Here is a 23442-nt window from a genome sequence, read left to right as displayed (position 1 = left end):
CCGAGGAACGACCGACCGACACCAGCCGGACCGGGGTGCCCGAGCAACCGGCACCAACTGGGCAGAGACACGCGTGCCCAGCGCCAGCCGAGCCGGGGCGGCCGACACCGGCCCAACGGAGGCACGGGCGACCGACGCCAACCGGGCCCAGGGCGCCAGCCCGACAGAGGCGCCACCGAGCAGCGACAGCCCGGCAAAGGAGGCAACCGACACCGGCCGGACAGAGACGCGGACGATCCGGCGCCAATCAGGTCGGGGCGCCCGAGCGACCGGCGCCAGCCCGGCAGAGCCGCCGGCGACCGGCACCAACTGGCACAGACACGCGTGCCCAGCGCCAGCCGAGCCGGGGCGGCCGACACCGGCCCAACGGAGGCACGCGCGACCGACGCCAACCGGGCCCGGCGGCCAGCAACCGGCGGCAGCCGGGCCGGGATGGCCGAGCGACCGGCGCCAGTCCGACAAAAGCGCGACCGGACAGCGGCGGCCTGGCAAAAGAGGTGGCCGGCGCCGACCGGTCGGAGGCGCCAGAGACCGGCGGCAGCCGGGCCGGGGGCCGAGCGACCGGCGGCAGCCCGGCAGAGGAGGGGATCGGCCCCAGCCGGGCTGGGGGCGCAGCCGGGTCTCGCGAGCGGTTGTGGTGGAGTGGGGCGGATGCGGAGGGCAGCGGCAGGCTCAGGTGCGCAGTAGGCGGCCGATTGCCTTCGTCGCCTCCTCCACCTTCGCGTCGATCTCGCTGCCACCCTTGACGGCCGCGTCGGCGACGCAGTGCCGCAGGTGCTCCTCCAGCAGTTGCAGCGCGAAGGACTGCAGGGCCTTCGTGGAGGCCGACACCTGCGTGAGTATGTCGATGCAGTAGACGTCCTCGTCGACCATCCGCTGCAGCCCTCGGATCTGCCCCTCGATGCGGCGCAGCCGCTTGAGGTGCTCGTCCTTCTGCTTGTGGTACCCGTGCGTCACATTCTCGCCGGTGCCCCCGAGCGCGCTCTCGGAGGGCGCCGTCGCGCCGGCCTCGGTGGTCGTCATCGCGTCCTCCAGACACATACCCCTAGCGGGTATATCGTAACGAACTTTGCTGGGTATAGGGCCCTTGGTACGCCCCCGTGCTGATCATTTTGTCTGATGGGCGACACTGGGGGGCGGCCCCTTAGCCGTGGCCGGATGATGCGCTTAGCATCAGGCTGACCGAAACCAATGCAGACCGAGGACCCCAAGTGCGCTTTCGTCTGACCCCCAGGGAGACGAGCTTCTACGACATGTTCGCCGCATCCGCGGACAACATCGTCACCGGCTCGAAACTCCTGATGGAACTGCTCGGGGCGGACGCACCCGCCCGGGCCGAGATCGCAGAGCGTATGAGGGCCGCCGAACACGCAGGTGACGACGCCACGCATGCGATCTTCCACCAGTTGAACTCCTCGTTCATCACGCCCTTCGACCGCGAGGACATCTACTCTCTCGCGTCGTCCCTCGACGACATCATGGACTTCATGGAGGAGGCCGTCGACCTGGTCGTCCTCTACAACGTCGAAGAACTGCCGAAGGGCGTCGAGCAGCAGATCGAGGTGCTGGCCCGGGCGGCGGAGCTGACGGCCGAGGCGATGCCGAGCCTGCGCACCATGGACAACCTCACCGAATACTGGATCGAGGTGAACCGCCTGGAGAACCAGGCGGACCAGATCCACCGGAAGCTCCTCGCGCACCTCTTCAACGGCAAGTACGACGCGATCGAGGTCCTGAAGCTCAAGCAGATCGTGGACGTGCTGGAAGAGGCGGCGGACGCGTTCGAGCACGTGGCGAACACGGTGGAGACCATCGCCGTCAAGGAGTCCTGAGGCGTCGATGGACACCTTCGCCCTGGTCGTGACCATCGCGGTCGCGCTTTTTTTCACGTATACGAACGGATTCCACGACTCCGCGAACGCGATCGCCACCTCGGTGTCGACGCGGGCGCTGACCCCGCGGGCCGCGCTGGCGATGGCCGCCGTGATGAACCTCGCCGGTGCCTTCCTGGGCAGCGGGGTCGCCAAGACCGTCAGCGAGGGCCTGATCGAGACGCCCGAGGGCTCGCAGGGGATGGGCATCCTGTGCGCGGGGCTCCTCGGGGCCATCACCTGGAACCTCATCACCTGGTACTTCGGCCTGCCGTCCTCGTCCTCGCACGCCCTGTTCGGCGGCCTGGTGGGGGCGGCGCTCGCGGGCGGCACCACGGTGTTCTGGAACGGCGTGGTCGACAAGGTCATCATCCCGATGTTCGTGTCGCCGGTGGTCGGTCTGATCGTCGGCTACCTGGTGATGACGGCCATCATGTGGATCTTCCGGCGGGCCAACCCGCACAAGGCCAAGCGGGGTTTCCGCATAGCCCAGACCGTGTCGGCGGCCGGCATGGCGCTCGGACACGGCCTCCAGGACGCCCAGAAGACCATGGGTGTCGTGGTGATGGCACTGGTGATTTCCGGCCATGAGACCTATGGCGACCCGATCCCGGTATGGGTCAAGATCGTGTGTGCCGTGATGCTGTCGCTCGGCACCTACGCGGGCGGCTGGCGCATCATGCGCACCCTCGGCCGCAAGATCATCGAGTTGGATCCGCCGCAGGGCTTCGCGGCCGAGACCACCGGCGCGGCCATCATGTTCACCACGGCGTTCCTGTTCAAGGCGCCGATCTCCACGACCCACGTCATCACCTCGGCCATCATGGGCGTCGGCGCGACCAAGCGCGTCAACGCGGTCCGCTGGGGCGTGGCGAAGAACATCGTCCTCGGCTGGTTCATCACGATGCCGGCGGCCGCCCTGGTCGCGGCGGCGGTGTTCGGCGTCCTGGACCTGGCGTTCCTGTAGCCGCCGGGAACGACGAGCGGGCCCGCCCCCGGGAGCCGGGGGCGGGCCCTTCTCGTCCCCGCGGTGGCACCGCCATGCAGCACCGCGAGGGGTTCTTGCGGCGTCGGGCCTAGCCGAAGCGCCCGGAGATGTAGTCCTCCGTCGCCTGCACCGACGGGTTGGAGAAGATGCGCTCGGTGTCGTCGATCTCGATCAGCTTGCCGGGCTGCCCGACCGCCGCGAGGTTGAAGAACGCCGTACGGTCGGAGACCCGGGCCGCCTGCTGCATGTTGTGCGTCACGATGACGATCGTGAAGCGGTCCTTCAGCTCGCCGATCAGGTCCTCGATCGCGAGGGTCGAGATGGGGTCGAGGGCCGAGCAGGGCTCGTCCATGAGCAGCACCTTCGGCTCCACCGCGATGGCGCGGGCGATGCACAGACGCTGCTGCTGACCGCCGGAGAGACCGGAACCGGGCTTGTTCAGGCGGTCCTTCACCTCGTTCCAGAGGTTCGCGCCGCGGAGCGACTTCTCGACGACGTCCTCCAGCTCGCTCTTCTTGTACGAGCCGCTCAGCCGCAGGCCCGCCGCGACATTCTCGAACACGGACATCGTGGGGAACGGGTTCGGGCGCTGGAAGACCATGCCGACCTCGCGCCGCACGGCCACCGGGTCGACCCCGGCGCCGTACAGGTTCTCGTCGTCGAGCATGACCTTGCCCTCGACCCGGCCGCCGGCCGTCACCTCGTGCATCCGGTTGAGGGTGCGCAGGAAGGTGGACTTGCCGCAGCCGGACGGGCCGATGAAGGCCGTGACGGTACGGGGCTCGATGGTCATCGAGATGTCCTCGATGGCCCGGAAGGATCCGTAGTAGGCGCTGAGGCCGCTGACGTCAATTCGCTTGGCCATGGAAATCACTGCTTCTTTCGAGGGGGAGTCTGGTCGCTGTATGGCCCCACCCGGCGGAGCCGGAGATAGTCGCCTCAGCGACCGGACTTCGGGGCCTTCCAGCGGGCGATGCCACGGGCCACGAGGTTGAGGATCATCACGAAGGCGATCAGCGTGAGCGAGGCCGCCCAGGCCCGGTCGTACGCCGCGTTCGCGCCGGCGCTCTGCGCGTACTGCTGGTAGATGTACAGCGGCAGCGACTGCTGCGCACCCTCGAACGGGTTGTTGTTGATGTACCGGTTGCCGAACACCAGCAGCAGCACGGGCGCGGTCTCACCGGCGATACGGGCGATCGCCAGCATGACGCCGGTCGTGATGCCGCCGATCGAGGTCGGCAGGACCACCTTCAGGATGGTGCGCCACTTCGGGATGCCGAGCGCGAGGGACGCCTCGCGCAACTCGTTCGGGACGAGCTTGAGCATCTCCTCCGTGGAGCGCACGACCACCGGCATCATCAGGATGGCCAGGGCCAGCGAGCCGGCGAAGCCGAACGGCTCCATCTCGAAGATCAGCATGAGGCTGAGGATGAACAGACCCGCGACGATCGACGGGACACCGGTCATCACGTCCACGAAGAAGGTGACGGCCCGGGCGAGCTTGCCGCGGCCGTACTCGACGAGGTAGACCGCGGTGAGGATGCCGATCGGCGCGGCGATGATCGTGGCGAGGCCGACCTGCTCCAGGCTGCCGATGATGGCGTGGTAGACGCCGCCGCCCGGCTGGGCGTCGGCGACGATGCCCATCGAGTGGGTGAGGAAGTAGACGTCGAGGACCTTCACGCCGCGCGAGACGGTCGTCCACACCAGGGAGACCAGCGGCACGAGGGCGAACAGGAAGGCGACCCAGACCAGGCCGGTCGCGATGCGGTCCTTGGCCTGGCGGCGGCCCTCGACGCGGGCGGCGATGCCGTAGGTGGCGACGAGGAAGATCAGCCCGGACAGCAGACCCCACTGGATCTTGCTGTCGAAGCCGGCGGCCAGGCAGATGCCGATGGCCACGGCCACCGAGCCGGCGGCGATCGCCCACGGCGACCACTTCGGCAGGCTGGCGCCGCGCAGGGCGCTGGGGCGCTTGTCGGCGATGGCGGCGTTGCTCATGCGTTGGCCCCCGAGTACTCCGCACGGCGCGCGATGATCATGCGGGCGGCGCCGTTGACCAGCAGGGTGATGACGAACAGGACCAGACCGGAGGCGATCAGCGCGTCACGGCCGAACTCGTCCGCCTCGCCGAACTTGCTGGCGATGTTCTGGGCGAAGGTGCCGCCGCCCGTGTTGAGCAGGCTGGCGTGGATGAGGAAGTCCGGGGAGAGCACGGTCGCGACGGCCATCGTCTCGCCGAGCGCGCGGCCGAGGCCGAGCATCGAGGCGGAGATCACACCGGAGCGGCCGAAGGGCAGGACCGCCATCCGGACGACCTCCCAGCGCGTGGCGCCGAGGGCCAGGGCGGCCTCCTCGTGCATCTGCGGGACCTGGCGGAAGACCTCGCGGCTCACGTTGGTGATGACCGGCAGGATCATGATCGCGAGCAGGATGCCGACGGTGAGCATCGAGCGCGGGGCGCCCTCGTCCCAGGAGAAGATGCCGGTCCAGCCGAGGTAGTCGTTCAGCCAGCCGAACAGGCCGTTCAGGTGCGGTACGAGCACCAGCGCGCCCCACAGGCCGTAGACGATGGAGGGCACGGCGGCGAGCAGGTCGATCACATAGGCGATCGGGCCGCTCAGCCGGCGCGGGGCGTAGTGGGTGAGGAACAGCGCGATCGCGACCGCGATCGGGACCGCGATGACCATGGCGATGATCGAGGAGATCACCGTGCCGTAGGCCAGGACGGCAATACCGAAGGACGGTGGCTGGATGCCGGTGTTCCACTCGAAGGTGGTCAGGAAGTTGCCGTGGTCCTTGCTGATGGCGAGGGCGGCCCGATAGGTGAGGAAGACCGCGATCGCGGCCATGATCACCAGCAGCAGGATGCCCGACCCACGGGAGAGGCCGAGGAAGATCCGGTCCCCGGGCCGGGTGGCGCCACGGGCGGCGCGCTTCCGCTCGACCTCGGTCGGCTGTGGGGTGGGGGGAGGGGCGTCTGTTGTGTTGTGTGTCGTTATGTCCATCAGGTTCTCCGGTCTGCGGAGCCGCATGGGAGGTACGGCTCTGCGAAGCCGTACGCCTCGCACGGCTCATGGCGGCGGTGCACCGGACGGTGCGGCCCGGTCCCGGATCAGACCCGGGACCGGACCGCACTCTCAGTTCAGCTCAGGCCCGAGATGGTGGTGCGGACCTTGGAGATGATGTCGGCGGGGATGGGGGCGTAGCCGAGGTCGGCGAGCTTGCCCTGGCCCTCCTCGGAGGCGATGTAGTTGAGGAACGCCTTGGTGGCGGGCAGGGAGTCCGCCTTGTTGCCCTTGTCACAGACGATCTCGTAGGTGACGAGGGTGATCGGGTAGGCGCCCTCGGCCTTGGTCGCGTAGTTCAGTTCGAGCGCCAGGTCCTGGCCCGTGCCCACGACCTTGGCGTCGGCGATCGCCTTGGAGGCGGCGTCGCTGCTCGGGGCGACCGGCGCGCTGGCACCCGTGTCGATGCTGACGGCCTTCATGCCGTCGGCGACGTAGGACAGCTCGAAGTAGCCGATGGCGCCGTTGGTCTGCTTGACACCGGCGGCCACACCCGAGGACTGGGCGGCGGCCTGGCCACCCTTGGCCTGCCAGGCCTTACCGCCCTCGTACTTCCAGTTCTCCGGGGTGGCGGCCTTCAGGTACTTGGTGAAGTTGTCCGTGGTGCCGGACTCGTCCGAGCGGTGGTACGCCTGGATCTTGAGGTCGGGGAGCTTCGCGTCGGGGTTCAGCTTCTTGATGGCCGCGTCGTTCCACTTGGCGATCTTGCCGTCGAAGATCTTGGCCAGGGTCGGGGCGTCCAGGACCAGGGTGTCCACGCCCTCCAGGTTGTAGCCGACCGCGATCGGGCCGCCGACCATCGGGAGGTCGACGCCCTGGCCGCCGGTGCAGACCTTCTTGGAGGCCGTGATCTCCTCGGGCTTCAGCGCCGAGTCGGAACCGGCGAAGGCCAGCTGGCCCTGGTTGAAGGCGGTGACACCGGCACCGGAGCCGCCGGCCTTGTAGTTGATCTGCACGCCGCAGGCCTTGGAGAACTCGGCCACCCAGGCGTCGATCGCGTTCTTCTGCGCGGAGGAGCCGTCCGACAGCAGCTGGCCCTTGGCGTCGTCGCACTTGATGGAGCTGGTGCCGGCCGACGAGGAAGAGGAGGAGGAGTCGCTGGCCTTGTCGCCGGTGTCGTCCGAGCCGCACGCCGTGAGGGCCAGGGCGCCGGAGACGGCGACAGCACCGAGGGAAAGGGCGCGCAGCCGGTTCTTGCGCTGAAGCTTCACTTTCGGGAGTTCCTTCCAAGGAGCCGCCACCGTCGGCGGCGCGCGTAGTCGTCGTGGTGCGTCTGCGCTCTTGTGCCGCACACCGCACCGGGTACGGCCGAAATTAGGCAGAACAGGTGAAGCCGCCGATGGCCAACGGTGAACGGAGGGTGAACCCCTGCCATCAGCCCGGTTAGGTCACGGAATGCTTACGGGGAGAGCACGTCGAGGTCCCGGCGACCGCGCGAGCAAAGGCGGTCCACACAGCCGCTTGACGGCGCGAGTAACGTGCACCCAGCACACATATTCGACGGCCGTGGAACCCATCGAGCCGACACCCCGTCTCGATCCACGAAAGCCGTACGAAGGGCACGGGCATGGAACGGCGTTCGTTCATCTCACACGGCGCGGCGGCACTGGCAACGGCCGCCGTGGCGGCGGGCTGCTCCGGCGGCGGTGGTTCCTCCGCCGGTTCTTCGACGAGCGCGCCCGGCGCGCCCCTCGGCTCCACATCCTCCCGCATGCCCCTGAGGACCACCAGCGCGACGGCCGCCGCCGACTGGCGCGCCCTCGCCCGCGACCTCGACGGGCAACTGGTCCGCCCAGGCGACGCGGCCTGGAACACCGCCCGCCTCCTCTACAACACCCGCTTCGACGGCCTGAAGCCCGCGGCGGTGGCCTATGTCGCCCACCCCGACGACATCCGGACCACCCTGGCGTACGCCGGAGCGCACGGCCTGCGCGTGGCGATACGCAACGGCGGCCACTCCTACGCGGGCTGGTCGTCCGGGAACGGCCGCCTCGTCATCGACGTCTCACGGCTGAACCGGATCCGGGTCAGCGGCGGACAGGCCGTCGTCGGCGCCGGCGCCAAACTGATCGACGTCTACCGCGCGCTGACCGCCAAGGGCGCGACGATACCCGCGGGTTCCTGCCCCACGGTCGGCGTCTCCGGCCTCGTCCTCGGCGGCGGCCACGGAGTCGTCTCCCGCGCCTACGGCCTGACCTGCGACAGCCTGACCGGGGCCACCCTGATCACCGCCGACGGCAAGCAACTCACCACCGACGCACGGACCAACCAGGACCTGTTCTGGGCCCTGCGCGGCGCCGGCAACGGCAACTTCGGCGTCGTCACCGAGCTGCGCTTCGCCACCCACCCCGCGCCGCAGGCCGTGGCCGGATATCTGACCTGGCCGTGGGCCAGGGCGGCCGCCCTGATCAGGGCCTGGCAGGAGTGGGGCCCCGACCAGCCCGACGAGATCTGGTCGGCCCTGCACCTGGAGCGCGCGGCCGGCGCCGCCCCCACCGTGTCCCTGTCCGTCTTCTCCCTCGGCACATACGGCGAACTCCAGAACGCGGTGGACCGCCTGGCCGCCACCGTGGGCGCGAGCGCGTCGAGCGTGTCCCTGCGCCGCCGTGGCTACGCGGAGGCGATGGAGGTCTACGCGGGCTGCTCGTCCTTCGCCGCGGCGGCCCAGTGTCATCTGCCCGGCTCCACCCCGGGCCGCTCCCCGCAGGGCGCCCTGGGCCGCGAAACGTACGCCGCCCGCTCCGACTTCTTCGACCGTTCGCTCTCTGCGGCCGGCGTCCAGACGCTCCTGAACCAGATCCAGGCCGCCCGCGGCGGCTCGGGCAGCATCGCCCTGACCGCACTCGGCGGCGCGGTCAACCGCGTCTCCCCCACCGCGACGGCCTTCGTGCACCGCCGCTCCCGGATGCTGGCCCAGTACATCGCGTCCTGGCGGGCGGGCACGTCGGGGGCCACCGCACAGTCCTGGCTGACCGAGGCGCACGGCGCGATGAAGCCGTACGCCTCCGGCGCGGCCTACCAGAACTACACGGACCCGACCCTGACGAACTGGCGCACGGCGTACTACGGCGACGCCGCGGCCCGCCTGACCCAACTGAAGAACCAGTACGACCCAAACCACTCCTTCACCTACCCACAGTCCCTGTAAACCCGCCCCCGCCGGCCCCACCCCGCACCAGACCGCGGATACCCGGCAGACGCCTCCCGGCTGAGACGGCCCACCTCCGCATGACCCCCGTACCACTGCGAGTCGGGGCAGGCCGCCTCATGGATCGGGACCGACCCCCGACGGGCTGAGACAGACCGCCTCCGGGCGCCTGCCCGACCGCTTCCGACTTTGAGCGGTCCACCCCCTGGACGCGCCGGACCGCGCCGGGCCGGCCCGGAGCGTGGTGGCGGTCACGGTCACAGCGGCGCAGCCCAGCGAAGGCGTCCGCGGTCTCCACGCCGGTGCCCGGGTCACGGGCGAGGGGCGCCAGTCCGGCCGCGGCGGGCTCTTCCCTTGGCGCGCGGGGGCGCGCACCAAGGTCAGGGCGGGCAGCGCGGCGGACATCGGCGGACCCGGGCCCGGCGGCCGGCCAGTCTCGGTCCCAGGCGGCGACGTACGGCAGGCACTTGCGGGCCGCGACGGGCCACCTCCTGGGGCGAGCCAGACCGCTCCCCGGGCGAGCCAGACCGCTTACCGGGCGCGACAGACCACTCCCGAGCCGAGCCAGACCCCTCCCCGGGCGAGTCAGACCGCTTACCGGGCGCGACAGACCACTCCCGAGCCGAGCCAGACCCCTCCCCGGGCGAGTCAGACCGCTTACCGGGCGCGACAGACCACTCCCGGGGCGGGTCGGAACGCTTGTCGGGCGCGACGGATCAGTTGCCGGGGCGGATTGCCGGGCGGGGCCGACCATTCCCGAGGTGGGGCAGGCCGCTTGTGGGGTGGCTCGGATCGGCTCCGGGTTCGGGTGGGGCGTCAGGCCGCCAGGTCGCGTTCCTCGGACGGTGTCGGCTTGCGGGCGCCCGGGACCATCGCCCGGCCCCCGTCGCCCGCCGGTGTACGCCGCCGGATCAGCCATCCGGCCCGGGGCGACCGCCCCACCGCCCGCATCACCGGCGTGAGCAGGGCCGTGGCCGGCGGCGACAGCAGCAGCACGACGGCCGTGCCGAGCGCGAACCCACCGACGACGTCCGTCGGATAGTGCACGCCCATGTAGACCCGGCAGAACCCTTCCAGCAGCGCCAGCCCGAGCCCGGCGATCCCGAACCTCCGGTTGGCCACGAACAGCCCGACCGCGAGCGCCATGGTGATCGTCGCGTGGTCGCTCACGAACGAGTAGTCCGTCTTGCCGGAGACGAGCACCTCAAGCCCCTGGTGGTCGAGGAAGGGGCGGGGCCGCTCCACAAACCCCCGTATCGGCACGTTCACCAGCACGGCGACGGCGGCCGCGAGCGGCGCCCACACCAGAGCGGCGACCGACGAGGCGGCCTCCTCCTCGCTGTCGGACCGGCGCCGCACGGACCACCAGCACCACACCACCAGCAGCACCATGGCGAGCAGCAGCCCGTACTCACCCACGAACTCCATGACCCGGTCGAACCACCGGGGCGCATCCTTGGCGAGTCCGTTGATGTCGTAGAGCAGGTCGACGTCGGGGTTCGAGCCGGATTCGGCGAGTACAGCCATGGTGCTACGGCCCCTTCGTCGTTCTCCCGGACGCACCTCGCGTGCGTCGCCGCTGCCCACCCCCGTGGTGTGTAGATGTGCGCACTCACCGTCCGCCCGACTACGTCAACAGGAACGCACGGCCCCAGTTGATACGTTCCACGCTCCACCGAATGATCACGCAGACGTTACCGAAGAGAGACTCATCGCCGCAGCTCAGGGTGTGGGTTAACGGTCTGTCACACCGCCGTGGGGAGCGCTTTCGCGCCATCTTCGGTGACCCGGGTCGCCCCGAAGTAGTCCGGGGTGTCAATCGGGTCGAACCGAATCACAGCCCCCGTTCTCGGCGCGTCGATCATGTAGCCGCCGCCCACGTAGATCCCCACGTGCCGGATCGCGCGGGAATCGGTGAGGTCGTCCGAGAAGAACACCAGATCCCCGGGGAGCAGTTCGTCCCGCGGCGGGTGCGGTCCGGCGTTGTACTGGTCGTTGGCGACCCGCGGCAGCGTGATCCCGACGCTCTCGTACGCGGCCTTGGTCAGCCCCGAGCAGTCGAACCGTCCGCCCTGGTCCGCGGTGCCGTTGCCGCCCCACAGGTATTCCGTGCCGAGCTTCTTCTGGGCGAACGCGATGGCTCCGGCCGCCTGCCGGCTGGGGTCGACCCGGGACACGGGCGCGGCGAAGCTCTCCTCCAGGGTGCGGATCGTCTTGACGTAGTTCTGGGTCTCGCGAATGGCCGGAACCCCACCCGCCCTTATGACCCGGTACGCACCGGCGTTGTAGGCGGCGAGCATGTTGTCGCTGGTGTCCCCGGGCACATCCTTGACGTACTTCGCCAGTTCGCAGTCGTACGACGCGGCCGACGGAATCGCGTCATGCGGATCCCAGATGTCGCGCTTGCCGTCGCCGTTGCCGTCGATGCCGTGGCTGGCCCAGGTGCTCGGGATGAACTGCGCGATACCGCGCGCGTCGGCCGGGCTGACCACATTCGGGTCCCAGCCGCTCTCCTGGTAGAGCTGGGCGGCGAGCAGCGCGGGGTTGATGGCGGAACACAGGTTGCCCCACTGCTGCACAAGCGACTTGTAGGCGGCGGGCACGGCACCCTTGGCCAGCCCGACACTGCCGGCGCCGACGCCGTTGGTCAGGTTCCCGGCGACCATGTACACCCCGACGACCAGCAGCATGACAAAGCTCAGTCCGAGCCCAGCCGCGGCCCCACCGATCACCCATACTTTCCGCACGGGTCAACACTCCCCCATAGAACGGCGGTTCATGACCATATCCGCCAACCGTGACGCCAGGTCACAGCAAACCAGACACGAGGGCCGGACACCCCTCCCCCACGGCATCCCCCCGAACCACCGCCCTCAATACGCCCAGTTGGCCGCCCCGCTGCACCTCACCCGCCGCTCACCGCGTCCCGGTACAGCTCCGCCGCCTCCGTCCCGAGGACCACGCTGTACGAGACGTCCGCCGTCGCACCGCCCTGCTCGTGCCCGCCCAGTACGCCGACGACCTCGTGGTCCCCGTTGACCCAGGGGCTGCCACTGGTTCCGCCCGTGAAGCCGGGGCACCCGATCCGCTGCTGGGTACGGCTGTGCGCGGACGGCTTGTCGGAGCAACGGATCGGCGTCTCACCGGAGTCGGGATACCCGGTGACGGTCACCGCGGTCGCCCCGGTCGCCGTACCCGGCGTGAACCGGTTCGCCCCCACGACGTCCTCGATCCGTTTCCCGCCCGCGTCCGCCACCACCGCGAAGGCCACGTCGCTGTCCTCGTCCTGCCCCTTGGACCATCCGTCGGGCAGGAACCACCTGCCCACCTTCCACAGCCCGTACGGCGCCTGCCCGTCCCGGTAGCCGGGAGCGAACACCAGGCCGGACGCGTCCTCGTCCACACAGTGCGCCGCCGTCACGATGAGATTCCGCCGCGGGCTGTGCACGACGGAGGCGGTGCAGAAGTGGCCCCCGGCCAGAGCCGATCCACGGTCGGCGTCGAACAGCGCCCCGACCCGCTCGCTCTGCCGGGTCTCGGCCGCCACCGCCGTCACTCCGAGCGGCCCCGGCCCGTTGTCGGCGGCGGCCACGGATGCCGAGGTGACCGCCAGCAGCACCGTGGCGCCGAACAACGCCAGGTGCGAGGTGCCGGAGGTACCCGAGATGCGTGAGGTGCGCTTCATCGGTCCCACTTTGTCCCAGGGAGATGAAAAACCGCCCCTGCCTTAACTGAGTTTTTCCTGTGAACCCCGCCCGCCGTACGTCGTCGTCATGCCCCGTCCGCAAGACCACCGGCAAACCCCACGGACCCGCGAACGCCCCCACCGGCCCAGGCACTGCCGACGCGCATCCCCGGCGCCTGTCGCCTTCACGCCCCGTCCGCCCGCCCGCGGACCTTCGCCCCGCGCCCGGCCAACGCCCGACAGCCCGCCTCACGTACGCGGCTTTCACGCCCGCGCGGCACAGGCGCCGACCCTGACCCCCCGGACCGCCGTCGGGCCTGCCGACCCGCAGGAACCGGACCGCCTGGCGGCGGCGCCCACCCCCGGCTCCCGCCGTCGGCACCCACGGCCACGCCCGCCCCGGCCTCGGGACCGGCCTCGCCCGACGCCCGATGGCGGCACCCACAGGCACCCCACCCCGACCCCGGGACCGGCCTCGCCCGACGCCCGACGCCCGCCGGTGGCCCTTCTCCGGCGGTCACTTCCCCGGCGTAGCGGCGGCCGACGGGAAGCGCACTCCGGTGAGGTCTTCCGACACCGTCCACAGCCGCCGCGCCACGACCGGATCGCTCGCCGCGCTCGACCGGCCCACCAGCGCCGGCGCTCCCCGCATCTCGCCGTATCCGTTCGGGCCGACGTAACTCGCGCCGGGCAGGTCCTGGGTGGCGGCGTAGAGGGTGGGCAGGGCGCCCGCCCGGTCGTCCTGGGCGAAGAACCTGTTGCCGACCGCCAGGAACAGGTGGACGAGCCGGTTCCCGGTGTGGCTCTGCAGATTCGTGGCCGCGTAGCCGGGGTGGGCGGCGACGGCGCGGACGGCCGAGCCGGACTCCGTGAGGCGGCGCTGGAGTTCCAGGGTGAACAGCAGGTTCGCCAGCTTGGACTGGGCGTAGGCGCCGCGCGGGGTGTAGTCGCGGGTCAGGTTCAGGTCCTCGAAGCGGATCCGCGCGTCACCCCAGCGGTGGGCGCCCGAGGACACGGTGACCACCCGGTCCGTCACATACGGCAGCAGCAGGTTCGTCAGCGCGAAGTGGCCCAGGTGGTTCGTGCCGAACTGCATCTCGAAGCCGTCCTTGGTCTGCTGCCGGGGCAGCATCATCACGCCGGCGTTGTTGATCAGCAGATCGATCGGGTCCCGCCACGCCTCGCCGAACTCGCGCACCGAGACGAGGTCGGCCAGGTCCAGGCGGCGCACCTCGGTGCTGCCGGTCACCCGCGCGGCGGCGGCCCGGCCGCGCTCCACGTCACGGACGGCGAACACCACATGCGCGCCGGCGCGCGCCAGCGCGTCCGCGGCCGTGAAGCCGATGCCGCTGTTCGCGCCGGTGACGAGGGCCCGGCAGCCGGAGAGGTCGGGGAGGCGGGTCGCGTCCCATGCGGTCGTGTCAGTCGTCGTAGCCATGCCGCAAAAGTAGGCGACGCCAACAATGATGTCAATGACAACAATGCTGCCGACGCCAACAAAGAAGGCATCGTCAACATCAGGTTAGGATGATGCACATGCCCACGACCCGCCCTTATCACCACGGAGACCTGCGCGCCGCGCTGCTGACCAGCGCCGAGCGCACCCTTCGGGAGAAGGGGGCCGGCGCACTGTCGCTGCGCGAGCTGGCCCGCGAGGCAGGCGTCAGCCACGCCGCCCCGGGCCGGCACTTCAAGGACAAGCAGGCCCTGCTGGACGCCCTGGCCCTCGACGGCTACGAGCGGCTGACACAGACCCTGGAGGCCGCCGACCGCCCCGGGCTGCCGCTCGAACCGCGGATGACCGAACTGGGCCGCGCCTACCTCGGGTTCACCATCGACAACCCCGAGCTGCTGGAGCTGATGTTCTCCCGCAAGCACCGCCCCGACAGCTCCGCACTGCTCGCCGCCGCCGTCGAACGGTCCCTCGGCTCCCTCATCCAGCTGATCGCCGAGGCTCAGCAGCGGGGCGAGATCATCCAAGGCGATCCCGAGCGGCTCAACATGGTCGCCGCCGCCAGCCTGCACGGCATCGCCGCACTCGTCGCCAGCGGCGCCCTGGAGGCGGAGGCCGCCCTCGCCGGCATCGACGAGTCCGTCCACCACATCCTGTACGGCCTGCGCCCACGCTGACCCTCCCCACGGGCCCGCCAACCCCCGCGCCCACCCCACGAGTTACCGAGCCCACGCCGGCAGACCGGCACCGGCGGCCCCAGGCACACCGTCCAGGACGCCCCCGGCACCCCCGCCCGTCCCCCCGCCCGTGAGAACATCGTCACTACGTTTCACCCGACCAGCCGTCAGAAACCGTGCCAGGTCGTGAAGAAGGTCAACGAGGGAACCACACGACCGGTTCCGCTCAGGCCTCATTGCCCGGCGTGACCTGCCGTGATACACAGAGTGACCGTACGTGCTATTCGTACGAAACCCGCCAACCAATGACGTCAAGTCGACATGCGACGGCGTCATTGTCGGCGAGAATGAGGTCTGACCTCTGCACACCGCAGGGGATAGCGGAACTACCCACCAGGGGCGGTGACTTACATGCTCTTTGCGGCCGACAAGGGAGACATCAACACCATCATCGGCGGGATCGCTCCGGACTGGGGGCCCTTCGGCAGCCTGGGCAACGAAGCGAAGGTGATGATCGAGGTGGTGATGGCCGTAGCCATCCTGCTCTGCCTCGGCCTCGCCGTCTGGGGCGCGGCCAAGCAGCGCATCGGCGCGACGGCCCTCCGGGACACCTTCAGCGCCGAACAGGGCAAAGGCCTCATCATCGCCGGTCTGACCGGAGTCTTCATCATCGGCTCACTCGGCACGCTGTTCACCATCGTGTACGGCATGGCCGTCTGACCCGACCGCCCCCGTCCCCCTCTCTGTCCGCTCCGGGCGCGCCCGGTCCCTCTACCCCCACCCGCCCGTCGTGCCCACCGGCTGAGGTTGCGTTTCCCTGATGTCGACTCACCACACCGCGCCCGCGCGGGAACCAGCACGGCTACCGTCGTATTCCTACGCGGTCCGGCACAGAGTGTTCCTGTACGACGTCGAGGGAGCGTACGCGGCATGAGTCTCGGAGACGAGAACGGAGCCTCCGGCGGTTACGCCGACACGGGTCAGACCCGTACCCGGCTCCCCGAAGGCGACCCCTACGGCGGGGCCCGCCGGGGCGGCCGCTCGTCCTCACGCAGCCTGGTCACGGTCGTCGGCATCGTCGTCCTCCTGATCGCCGCGATCGCCTTCGCGAACCGTGGCGGCGACGACGACTCCCCGGCCCGCGGCTCCAGCGACAAGCCGGCCACCTCCGCCACCGCGGCAAGCGGCGACACCCCGGTCCGGTCCACAACAGCCGGAATCCCCACAGGCTTCCCCCACACCCAACAGGGCGCCCAAAGCGCAGCAGCCAACTATGCGGTAGCCCTGGGCTCAGCAGAAATGTTCAACAAGGCCCGTCGACACGAAATCGTCGACACGGTCTACGCCCCCGACATCGCAGCCGCCAGACAGGCGGCCCTGGACAGCGCCTACTCCAACGAGTCGTTCCTGTCCAACATCGGCCTCGCCAAGGACGGCAGCACCCCGCGCGGCCAGACCTTCGTCTCCCGGATCATTCCGGTGGGCACCAAGGTCACGTCGTCCGGCAACGACAACGCCACCGTAGAAGTCTGGTACACGTCGCTCTTCGGGCTGTCCGGCGATGCCTCGACCAACCCGGTGTCCGAGAGCTGGTACACCACCACCTACGAACTGCGGTGGGTCGGCGACGACTGGAAAGTCACCGACTTCCAGCAGAAGGACGGCCCGGTCCCGGTCGGCCGCGACCAGAAGGCCTCCACCGCCGACGACATGACCAAGGCCGTGGAGGAATACGGAGGGTTCACGTATGCGCGCTAACCACCGCATCCTCAAGGTCACGGCCGTTCTCGGAGCCGTACAGACCACCGCGGTGCTGCTCGCGACCCGAGCGGTCGCCGCACCCACCCCCGAGCCGAGCCCGGACAACGCCTGCGACTTGATCCGCGGCCCCGCCAAGGACTACTGCGAGCAAGGCAGTAACTCCGGTGGGGCGGAGTCGCGGAAGAGCCTTACCTCCACCCTCGACCCCCTCAGCTCTCTCGCCAAGGGCTGCGCCGACGCCGCCTCGTGGACCATCCGCAAACTCAGCGACGCGGTACAGGAAACGGCGAACGTCGACTTCACGAACACCAAGTTCCTCCAGCAGTACGCGGTCGTCTTCGCCGCGTCCACCATCCTCACCCTCCTCCTGTGGCTCCTCGCCGTCGCCAAGCGCGCGGTCCGCGGCGTCCCCCTCACCACCGCCCTGTCCGAAGCCATCGGCTTCCTCTGGCTCACCGTGCTGGCCTCCGCCTTCACCCCGCTGATCCTCTACACCGTGGTGTCGGCCGCCGACGGCGTCACGGACGTCCTCGCGAAGACCACAGGCGACCAGACCGACACCTTCTTCGGCACCTTCGCCGGCGCCCTGGACAAGGGCACGGACATCGGCGGCGGCCCGATCATGCTGATCGTCGTCTCGCTCGTCTCCATCCTCGCCGCCGGCATCCTCTGGCTTGAGCTGGTCATCCGCGCCGCCCTGCTCTACGTCGGCGCCCTCCTCGGCACCGTCGTCTACGCCGGCCTGGTCGACAAGAGCCTGTGGAGCCACGTACGCCGCTGGGCCGGCATCATGATCGCGGTCATCCTCGTCAAACCGGTCATCGTCATCGTGCTCGGCCTGGCCGGCGCCCTGTCCTCGGACAACGGCCCCGACGCGTTCTCCGCCGTCGTCTCCGGACTCGCCATCATCCTGCTCGCCATCTTCGCCAGCGCGATGATCTACCGCTTCGTCCCCGGCTTCGGCGACGAGATCGCCTCCGGCCGCAACAACCGCATCATGCAGGGCGCCGAGGGCAAGGCGGCCGCGGTCATCAGCTCCCCGGCCACCCTGGTCGCCCAGGGCATCAAGACGCACAGCGCCCGCGCCGACAACAACGGAGGCGGCGGCCAGCCGTCCTCCGCGGGCGCCCGCCCGGCCAACCCGGCCTCCGGCGGAGTCGCCGCGCACAGCACCCGCGCCCCGGGCGGTGGCGGCGGATCTGTCCCCTCCGCCGCACCCGCACCGCGCCAGCCAAGCCCGGCGAAGACCCCGCACGCCGGCAACACCCGCAACAGCAGCAGCAACCGCTCGGGAGGTGAAGGGCGTTGACGACCGAGTCCCATCTGTCCCATCCGGTCACGCCCCGCCGGACGTATCTCATCGGCCGCGCCCGGCCGAACGCGGTCATCGGCCGCAACCGTGAGACCGGCGAGATCGCGCTCATCATCGGCGGCGCGTTCCTGGGCATGATGTGCGGACTCCTGGTCCCCGTCCTGTCCCTGCGGATCGCGCTGCTGATGGGCTTCCCCCTGCTCGCGCTCGCCGCGGTGTACGTGCCGTACAAGCACCGCACGTTCTACAAGTGGTTCGAGATCAACCGCAGTTTCAAGCGCACCCTGCACCAGGGCACCGTCTACCGGTCCGGGGCCATGGAGGCGGGCACCGGCCTCGACGGCCGCGAGGTGGAGGTCGGCCCACCCCCCGGCATCGGACGGATCAGCTGGCTCGCCGCACCCTTCGGGCCCGACGAGATCGCCGTACTGCTGCACGCCGACCGCAAGACCGTCACCGCCGCCATCGAGATCGAGGGCCCCGGCGTCGGACTGCGCGACTCCGAGGACCAGGAGGCCCTCGTCGACCGGTTCGGCACGCTGCTCAAGCACGTGGCCAACGGCGACGGCTTCGTCACCCGGCTGCAGATGCTCGCCCGCACCCTGCCCGCCGACCCCGACGCGCACGCCAAGGACGTCGCCCAGCGCGGCGACGAGAAGGCCCCACAGTGGCTGGCCCGGTCCTACGACCAGCTCCAGTCCATGGTGTCCACCAGCAGCGAACAGCACCGCGCCTACCTCGTGGCCTGCATGCACTACTCCCGCGAACTGGCCGCCGAGGCGCACGCCATGGCCCGCGCAGCCCGCCCCCAGGCCGGCCGCAGGCTGGACCGGGACTCCGGACTCGCCGTCGTCATGGCCCGCGAACTGACCGACATCTGTTCCCGGCTCCAGGAGGCCGACATCCGGGTCCGCCAGCCGCTCGGCCAGGGCCGGCTCGCCTCCCTCATCCACTCCATGTACGACCCGGACCACCCGATCGACCACATCCAGGCGATGACGAAACGGAACGCCTGGCCGGCCGAGCTGGACGCCATGGAGCCCACCTTCCTCAAGGCCAAGACCCGCGAGTCCGTGACCCGGGAACCCTGGTGCCACGCCACCGCCTGGGTCAAGGAATGGCCGATGACCCCGGTCGGCGTGAACTTCCTGGCGCCGCTGCTCGTCCACACCCCGGACGTCATCCGCACCGTCGCGGTCACGATGGACCTCGAACCCACCGAGGTCGCCATCGAGCGCATGCTGACCGAGAAGACCAACGACGAGGCCGAGGCCAGCCGCGCCGCCAAGATGAACCGCACCGTCGACCCGCGCGACATCGCCGCCCACAACCGCCTCGACCAGCGCGGCGAGGACCTGGCCAGCGGCGCCGCCGGGGTCAACCTGGTCGGCTACATCACCGTCTCCGCCCGCTCCCCCGAAGCCCTCGCCCGCGACAAGCGGACCATAAGGGCCTCGGCCGGCAAGTCGTATCTGAAGCTGGAGTGGTGCGACCGCGAGCACCACCGGGCCTTCGTGAACACCCTCCCGTTCGCCACCGGAATCCGAAGGTAGGGGCTGATGCGCTGATGCGGGACCCGCTGTCCGTCGTCACGGACGCCTTCACGTCCTTCCTGTTCGGCAAGGTCGAGACGACCCGACTCCCGGTGCGCACGTCCACGGGCCAGGCCCAGGCGGTCTATCTGCCGACCGCCGCCCCGGGCCTGGGCGACTCCGGCGTCATCATCGGTCGCGAGGTGTACTCCGGGAAGGGCTACATCTACGACCCGTTCCAGCTGTACGGGCAGCAGCTCCCCGCACCGCACTGGCTGGTCCTCGGCGAGTCGGGCAACGGCAAGTCGGCGCTGGAGAAGACCTACGTCCTGCGCCAGCTGCGTTTCCGCGACCGCCAGGTCGTCGTCCTGGACGCACAGGGCGAGGACGGGGTCGGCGAATGGAACCTCATCGCGCAGGAGCTGGGCATAACGCCGATCCGCCTGGACCCGATGGCGGCCCTGGACCACGGCATCCGGCTCAACCCGCTCGACCCGTCGATCACCACGACCGGCCAGCTCGCCCTGCTCCGCACGATCATCGAGGTCGCGATGGGGCACGGCCTGGACGAACGGTCCGGCTTCGCCCTCAAGGTCGCCCACGCCTACGTCAACGAGACGATCGTCGAGCGCCAGCCGGTGCTGTCCGACATCGTGGAGCAACTGCGCCACCCGGAACCGGAGTCCGCGGAGGCGATGAACGTCGCCGTGGACGACGTACGGGCCTGGGGCCTGGACGTGGCCCTGGTCATCGACCGGCTGGTCGACGGCGACCTGCGCGGCATGTTCGACGGCCCCACGACGGTCGGCATCGACCTGGACGCCCCGCTGATCGTCTTCGACCTGTCCCACATCGACCGCAACTCCATCGCCATGCCGATCCTGATGGCGATCGTCGGCGTGTGGCTGGAGCACACCTGGATCCGCCCCGACCGCAAGAAACGCATCTTCCTGGTCGAGGAGGCCTGGCACATCATCAACAGCCCGTTCGTGGCGCAGCTGTTCCAGCGGCTGCTCAAGTTCGGGCGCCGGCTCGGACTGTCCTTCGTCGCGGTCGTCCACCATCTCTCGGACGTCGTGGACGGCGCCGCCGCGAAGGAGGCCGCAGCCATCCTGAAGATGGCCTCGACCCGCACCATCTACGCTCAGAAGGCCGACGAGGCACGCGCGACGGGCCGGGTCCTCGGCCTGCCCCGCTGGGCCGTGGAGATCATCCCGACCCTCACTCCCGGCATCGCGGTCTGGGACGTCAACGGCAACGTCCAGGTGGTCAAGCACCTGGTGACGGAGACGGAACGCCCCCTGGTCTTCACCGACCGGGCGATGACCGAGTCGGCCAGCGACGTCGCCGCCGACGACGCGCTGCACGCCGCGGAACTGGAGGCGGAGCAGCGGGCGGCGGCCTTCGTGGAACAGCACATCGGCGACCTGGACGGGTCGTCCGAGTCGACGGTGGCCTGAGATGAGAGCCGAAGAGCGGGGCCGCCGCGGCGGCGGCCAGGGGGGCATCCCCGACGGTCTGCTGGTGGGCCTGCTCGCGTTCCTCCTCGGCATGGCCCTGCTGGTGTGGACGGCCACGGGCCTCGCGGGTCTGTTCGCCCACGGCTCCTGGCCGTCCGGCGTCACCTTCACCCGCACCCCGCTGGCGATGCGGCAGCTCATCGCCGAACCGCACGACATCCCCGGCGCCTGGCCGCAGACACCGCCCGCCCAGCTGTCGGGGTACGGACTGGTCTGGGGACTGTTCATCAGCCAGCTGATGGTGCTGTTCGTACTGACCGTGTTCGTGATCGGCACGGTGGCCCGCTGGCGGGCCGGCCGGGCCCGGCGCCGCCACGCCCAGCACACGACGGCCACGGCACCCGCCCCCGCCGCACAGGAACCGGCGGCCGAGCGGATGCGGGAACCGCGGCCCGAGCCGCCCCTGGAACAGGCCCAGGAACGGGCTCCGGAGAGCGCACCGAAGCCGGCGCCCACCCGGCCGCCCGAACCCCGGCACGAGGTACCCGTGCCCCGCGGCGAACCCCGGCCCCAGGAACCCCCCGCCGCCCTCACGGCCGACGGCGGACGGATGGGCGGCTGGGAGACACCCCGCGCCGAAGCCGCCGTCCTGTACGCCGACCCCACGTCCCGCCAGGCCACCGCGGCCCAGGCGGTACACGACGCGGAAGGCCCGGCGCTGGTCGTCACCTCCAACCCCGCTCTGTGGGCGGAGACGAAGGACGCACGGGCCAAACTGGGCCCCACCCACCTCTACGACCCCACCCACCGCTGCGACACCCCGGCCCGCCTGCACTGGCCGCCGACGACGGGCTGCGAGGACAAGCAGACGGCACGGCACAGAGCCGCCGCCCTGCTCGCCCCGGTCAGACCCACGGCCAAGCTGGACCAAGCCCTCGCGGACACGGCCGAGACGCTGCTCCGCAGCTATCTGCACGCGGCCGCCGTCGACGGCCGCACCATCCGCCACGTCCACCGCTGGACCCAGGGCACTCAGATCCAGGACGCGGTACGCACCCTCCGCACCAATCCCAAGGCGGCCCCCGGCGCGGCCGGCGAACTCGAAGCCGCCCTCACCGCGCACCCCGAACGCCGCGACATGGCACAGGAGTTGACGAGCCGGGCACTCGCCGCGCTCTTCACGGTCAACATCCGCGAGGCATGCACCCCGAACCGAAGTGATGCACTCGCCTTGGATTCCTTCGTCGCCGAAGGGGGCACCCTTTATGTGGTCGGTGAATCCATCGAGGACCCCAGGACGAACCCCGGCGCGATGCCCCTCCTGACGGCCCTCGTCTCCAGCGTGGTCGAGCGCGGCCGGCGCATGGCCGAACGGTCATCCTCCGGTCGGCTCGACCCACCACTGACCCTCGTCCTCGACGACGTCGCGGCCGTGGCCCCGCTCCCTCAGCTCCCGGAGCTGCTGGCCACCGGGCCGGCGCAGGGTCTGCCGACGCTGGCCCTCCTCCGCTCCCGCGAGCAGGGCCGCACCCGCTGGCCCCACCAGGAACTGCCCGTCTAGGGGCCCCGCCGTCATCCGCGTTCGACGACCAGTTCCAGCTCCGGGCCCTCGCCCCCGGCGAGATCCACGGTGGCCCCGCTGGGCACGAAGCCCGCCTTGCGGTAGGCGCCCTGCGCCCGCCCGTTGTCCTCGTGCACGAGCAGCCGGACCCGTGAGGCCCCGCGCTCCCACGCCCACTCCAGGCCGACGGCGAACAACGTCTCGATCAGTCCGCGCCCGCGATGCTCCGGCCTGATGAACACCCCCACCACATGGCCCTGCCGGCGCTCCACCGGATACCCGGCCCAGTCCTTGGTGCCGGCCTCCTCCATCAGCACCGTCAGGGTTCCGGCCCACACCCCGTCCGGCGCCACGGCGACAAACTGCCGCACCACGCCCGCCCCGTCAGCGGACCGGGCCGCCCGCTCCTGCCAGAAAGTGTCCGGCCGGGCGGCGGCATCCTCGTACGTCTCCAGAAAGGCGAGCCGCGCGACGGGGTCCCGCAGCGCGTCGAGCCGCAGCGCCTTCACGGTGGGCCATTCATCGGCACGTATCTCCCGGACGACGTACCGCTCTTCCATGCGCATGCCCCGATCCTAAACGCAGAAAACCCCGCATTCAAAGAATGCGGGGTTTCCCCACGATTAGTTCGGCGGTGTCCTACTCTCCCACAGGGTCCCCCCTGCAGTACCATCGGCGCTGTAAGGCTTAGCTTCCGGGTTCGGAATGTAACCGGGCGTTTCCCTCACGCTATGACCACCGAAACACTATGAAACTGTGAACGCCACACCACCCATCACGGGCGGGGCTGTTCGTGGTTTCAGAACCAACACAGTGAACGCGAGCGTCTGAGGACAAGCCCTCGGCCTATTAGTACCGGTCACCTCCACCAGTTACCTGGCTTCCAGATCCGGCCTATCAACCCAGTCGTCTACTGGGAGCCTTAC

The 23442-nt window shown here is 70.2% G+C and carries 20 protein-coding genes and 2 rRNA genes; 10 read left to right on the top strand and 12 right to left on the bottom strand.

Going from position 1 to position 23442, the window contains the following annotated elements; all coding sequences use genetic code 11:
- Positions 1 to 672 precede the first annotated feature (672 nt).
- Complete coding sequence (locus ACFYTE_RS22125; protein WP_388712917.1) at positions 673 to 1023, bottom strand: metal-sensitive transcriptional regulator; 351 nt, start codon at positions 1021 to 1023, stop codon at positions 673 to 675.
- Between the two features lie 188 nt (positions 1024 to 1211).
- Here ACFYTE_RS22125 and ACFYTE_RS22120 point away from each other — a divergent pair, with 188 nt between their 5' ends.
- Complete coding sequence (locus tag ACFYTE_RS22120; protein WP_351734678.1) at positions 1212 to 1832, top strand: DUF47 family protein; 621 nt, start codon at positions 1212 to 1214, stop codon at positions 1830 to 1832.
- Positions 1833 to 1839: 7 nt separating this feature from the next.
- On the top strand, positions 1840 to 2838 hold the full coding sequence (locus tag ACFYTE_RS22115; RefSeq protein ID WP_388712915.1) for an anion permease: 999 nt from the start codon (positions 1840 to 1842) through the stop codon (positions 2836 to 2838).
- Positions 2839 to 2947: 109 nt separating this feature from the next.
- On the opposite strand, the gene pstB is transcribed toward ACFYTE_RS22115, so the two are convergent.
- The 4 genes from pstB to pstS all read right to left on the bottom strand — a co-directional run bounded on the left by pstB (position 2948) and on the right by pstS (position 7138).
- Positions 2948 to 3724 carry a phosphate ABC transporter ATP-binding protein PstB gene (gene pstB, locus ACFYTE_RS22110; protein ID WP_388712912.1) on the bottom strand — a complete coding sequence of 259 codons (777 nt, stop codon included), beginning with the start codon at positions 3722 to 3724 and terminating at the stop codon, positions 2948 to 2950.
- 74 nt (positions 3725 to 3798) lie between these two features.
- Positions 3799 to 4860 (bottom strand): phosphate ABC transporter permease PstA, encoded by a 1062-nt coding sequence (pstA, locus tag ACFYTE_RS22105; protein WP_388712909.1) that lies wholly within the window; start codon positions 4858 to 4860, stop codon positions 3799 to 3801.
- On the bottom strand, positions 4857 to 5867 hold the full coding sequence (gene pstC / locus ACFYTE_RS22100) for a phosphate ABC transporter permease subunit PstC (RefSeq protein ID WP_388712906.1): 1011 nt from the start codon (positions 5865 to 5867) through the stop codon (positions 4857 to 4859). Before pstC ends, pstA begins: the two co-directional genes overlap by 4 nt.
- 137 nt (positions 5868 to 6004) lie before the next feature.
- A complete protein-coding gene (gene pstS / locus ACFYTE_RS22095; RefSeq protein ID WP_388712903.1) occupies positions 6005 to 7138 on the bottom strand; it encodes a phosphate ABC transporter substrate-binding protein PstS in 1134 nt (377 codons plus the stop codon).
- 356 nt (positions 7139 to 7494) lie between these two features.
- Here pstS and ACFYTE_RS22090 point away from each other — a divergent pair, with 356 nt between their 5' ends.
- Positions 7495 to 9075, top strand: a complete 1581-nt coding sequence (locus ACFYTE_RS22090; RefSeq protein ID WP_388712900.1) for an FAD-binding oxidoreductase — start codon at positions 7495 to 7497, stop codon at positions 9073 to 9075.
- An 816-nt stretch (positions 9076 to 9891) separates the two neighbouring features.
- On the opposite strand, the gene ACFYTE_RS22085 is transcribed toward ACFYTE_RS22090, so the two are convergent.
- The 4 genes from ACFYTE_RS22085 to ACFYTE_RS22070 all read right to left on the bottom strand — a co-directional run bounded on the left by ACFYTE_RS22085 (position 9892) and on the right by ACFYTE_RS22070 (position 14198).
- A complete protein-coding gene (locus ACFYTE_RS22085; protein WP_388712898.1) occupies positions 9892 to 10602 on the bottom strand; it encodes a phosphatase PAP2 family protein in 711 nt (236 codons plus the stop codon).
- 218 nt (positions 10603 to 10820) lie between these two features.
- Entirely contained in the window at positions 10821 to 11822 is a 1002-nt protein-coding gene (locus ACFYTE_RS22080; protein ID WP_388712895.1) for an NlpC/P60 family protein, read from the bottom strand.
- Between the two features lie 158 nt (positions 11823 to 11980).
- Complete coding sequence (locus ACFYTE_RS22075; protein ID WP_388712892.1) at positions 11981 to 12760, bottom strand: trypsin-like serine peptidase; 780 nt, start codon at positions 12758 to 12760, stop codon at positions 11981 to 11983.
- 517 nt (positions 12761 to 13277) lie between these two features.
- A complete protein-coding gene (locus tag ACFYTE_RS22070) occupies positions 13278 to 14198 on the bottom strand; it encodes an oxidoreductase (protein WP_388712890.1) in 921 nt (306 codons plus the stop codon).
- 89 nt (positions 14199 to 14287) lie between these two features.
- Between ACFYTE_RS22070 and ACFYTE_RS22065 the strand changes: the two genes are divergently transcribed.
- The 7 genes from ACFYTE_RS22065 to ACFYTE_RS22035 all read left to right on the top strand — a co-directional run bounded on the left by ACFYTE_RS22065 (position 14288) and on the right by ACFYTE_RS22035 (position 22516).
- Positions 14288 to 14890, top strand: coding sequence for a TetR/AcrR family transcriptional regulator (locus ACFYTE_RS22065; RefSeq protein ID WP_388712887.1), 603 nt, complete (start codon positions 14288 to 14290; stop codon positions 14888 to 14890).
- Between the two features lie 411 nt (positions 14891 to 15301).
- On the top strand, positions 15302 to 15610 hold the full coding sequence (locus ACFYTE_RS22060; protein WP_016436843.1) for a hypothetical protein: 309 nt from the start codon (positions 15302 to 15304) through the stop codon (positions 15608 to 15610).
- A gap of 210 nt (positions 15611 to 15820) precedes the next feature.
- Complete coding sequence (locus tag ACFYTE_RS22055; RefSeq protein ID WP_388712883.1) at positions 15821 to 16648, top strand: hypothetical protein; 828 nt, start codon at positions 15821 to 15823, stop codon at positions 16646 to 16648.
- Positions 16638 to 17960 (top strand): hypothetical protein, encoded by a 1323-nt coding sequence (locus ACFYTE_RS22050; RefSeq protein ID WP_388712880.1) that lies wholly within the window; start codon positions 16638 to 16640, stop codon positions 17958 to 17960. The genes ACFYTE_RS22055 and ACFYTE_RS22050 overlap by 11 nt, the downstream gene beginning before the upstream one ends.
- Entirely contained in the window at positions 17957 to 19516 is a 1560-nt protein-coding gene (locus ACFYTE_RS22045; RefSeq protein WP_388712877.1) for an SCO6880 family protein, read from the top strand. Before ACFYTE_RS22050 ends, ACFYTE_RS22045 begins: the two co-directional genes overlap by 4 nt.
- A 14-nt stretch (positions 19517 to 19530) precedes the next feature.
- A complete protein-coding gene (locus tag ACFYTE_RS22040) occupies positions 19531 to 20955 on the top strand; it encodes an ATP-binding protein (RefSeq protein ID WP_388712874.1) in 1425 nt (474 codons plus the stop codon).
- Between the two features lies 1 nt (position 20956).
- Positions 20957 to 22516: a type VI secretion protein gene (locus ACFYTE_RS22035; protein ID WP_388712871.1), complete on the top strand. Its 1560-nt coding sequence runs from the start codon at positions 20957 to 20959 to the stop codon at positions 22514 to 22516.
- Positions 22517 to 22527: 11 nt separating this feature from the next.
- Here the strand turns inward: ACFYTE_RS22035 and ACFYTE_RS22030 are convergent, their stop codons facing one another.
- The 3 genes from ACFYTE_RS22030 to ACFYTE_RS22020 all read right to left on the bottom strand — a co-directional run.
- A complete protein-coding gene (locus ACFYTE_RS22030; RefSeq protein ID WP_388712868.1) occupies positions 22528 to 23082 on the bottom strand; it encodes a GNAT family N-acetyltransferase in 555 nt (184 codons plus the stop codon).
- Positions 23083 to 23142: 60 nt separating this feature from the next.
- Positions 23143 to 23259: ribosomal RNA gene (gene rrf, locus ACFYTE_RS22025) — 5S ribosomal RNA — on the bottom strand.
- A gap of 86 nt (positions 23260 to 23345) precedes the next feature.
- Positions 23346 to 23442 (bottom strand): 23S ribosomal RNA (locus ACFYTE_RS22020); the annotation flags it as partial.

It is taken from the genome of Streptomyces sp. NPDC004629, from assembly GCF_042873595.1.
Classification (GTDB): Bacteria; Actinomycetota; Actinomycetes; order Streptomycetales; family Streptomycetaceae; genus Streptomyces.
This window is presented reverse-complemented; position numbering and strand designations above follow the sequence as displayed.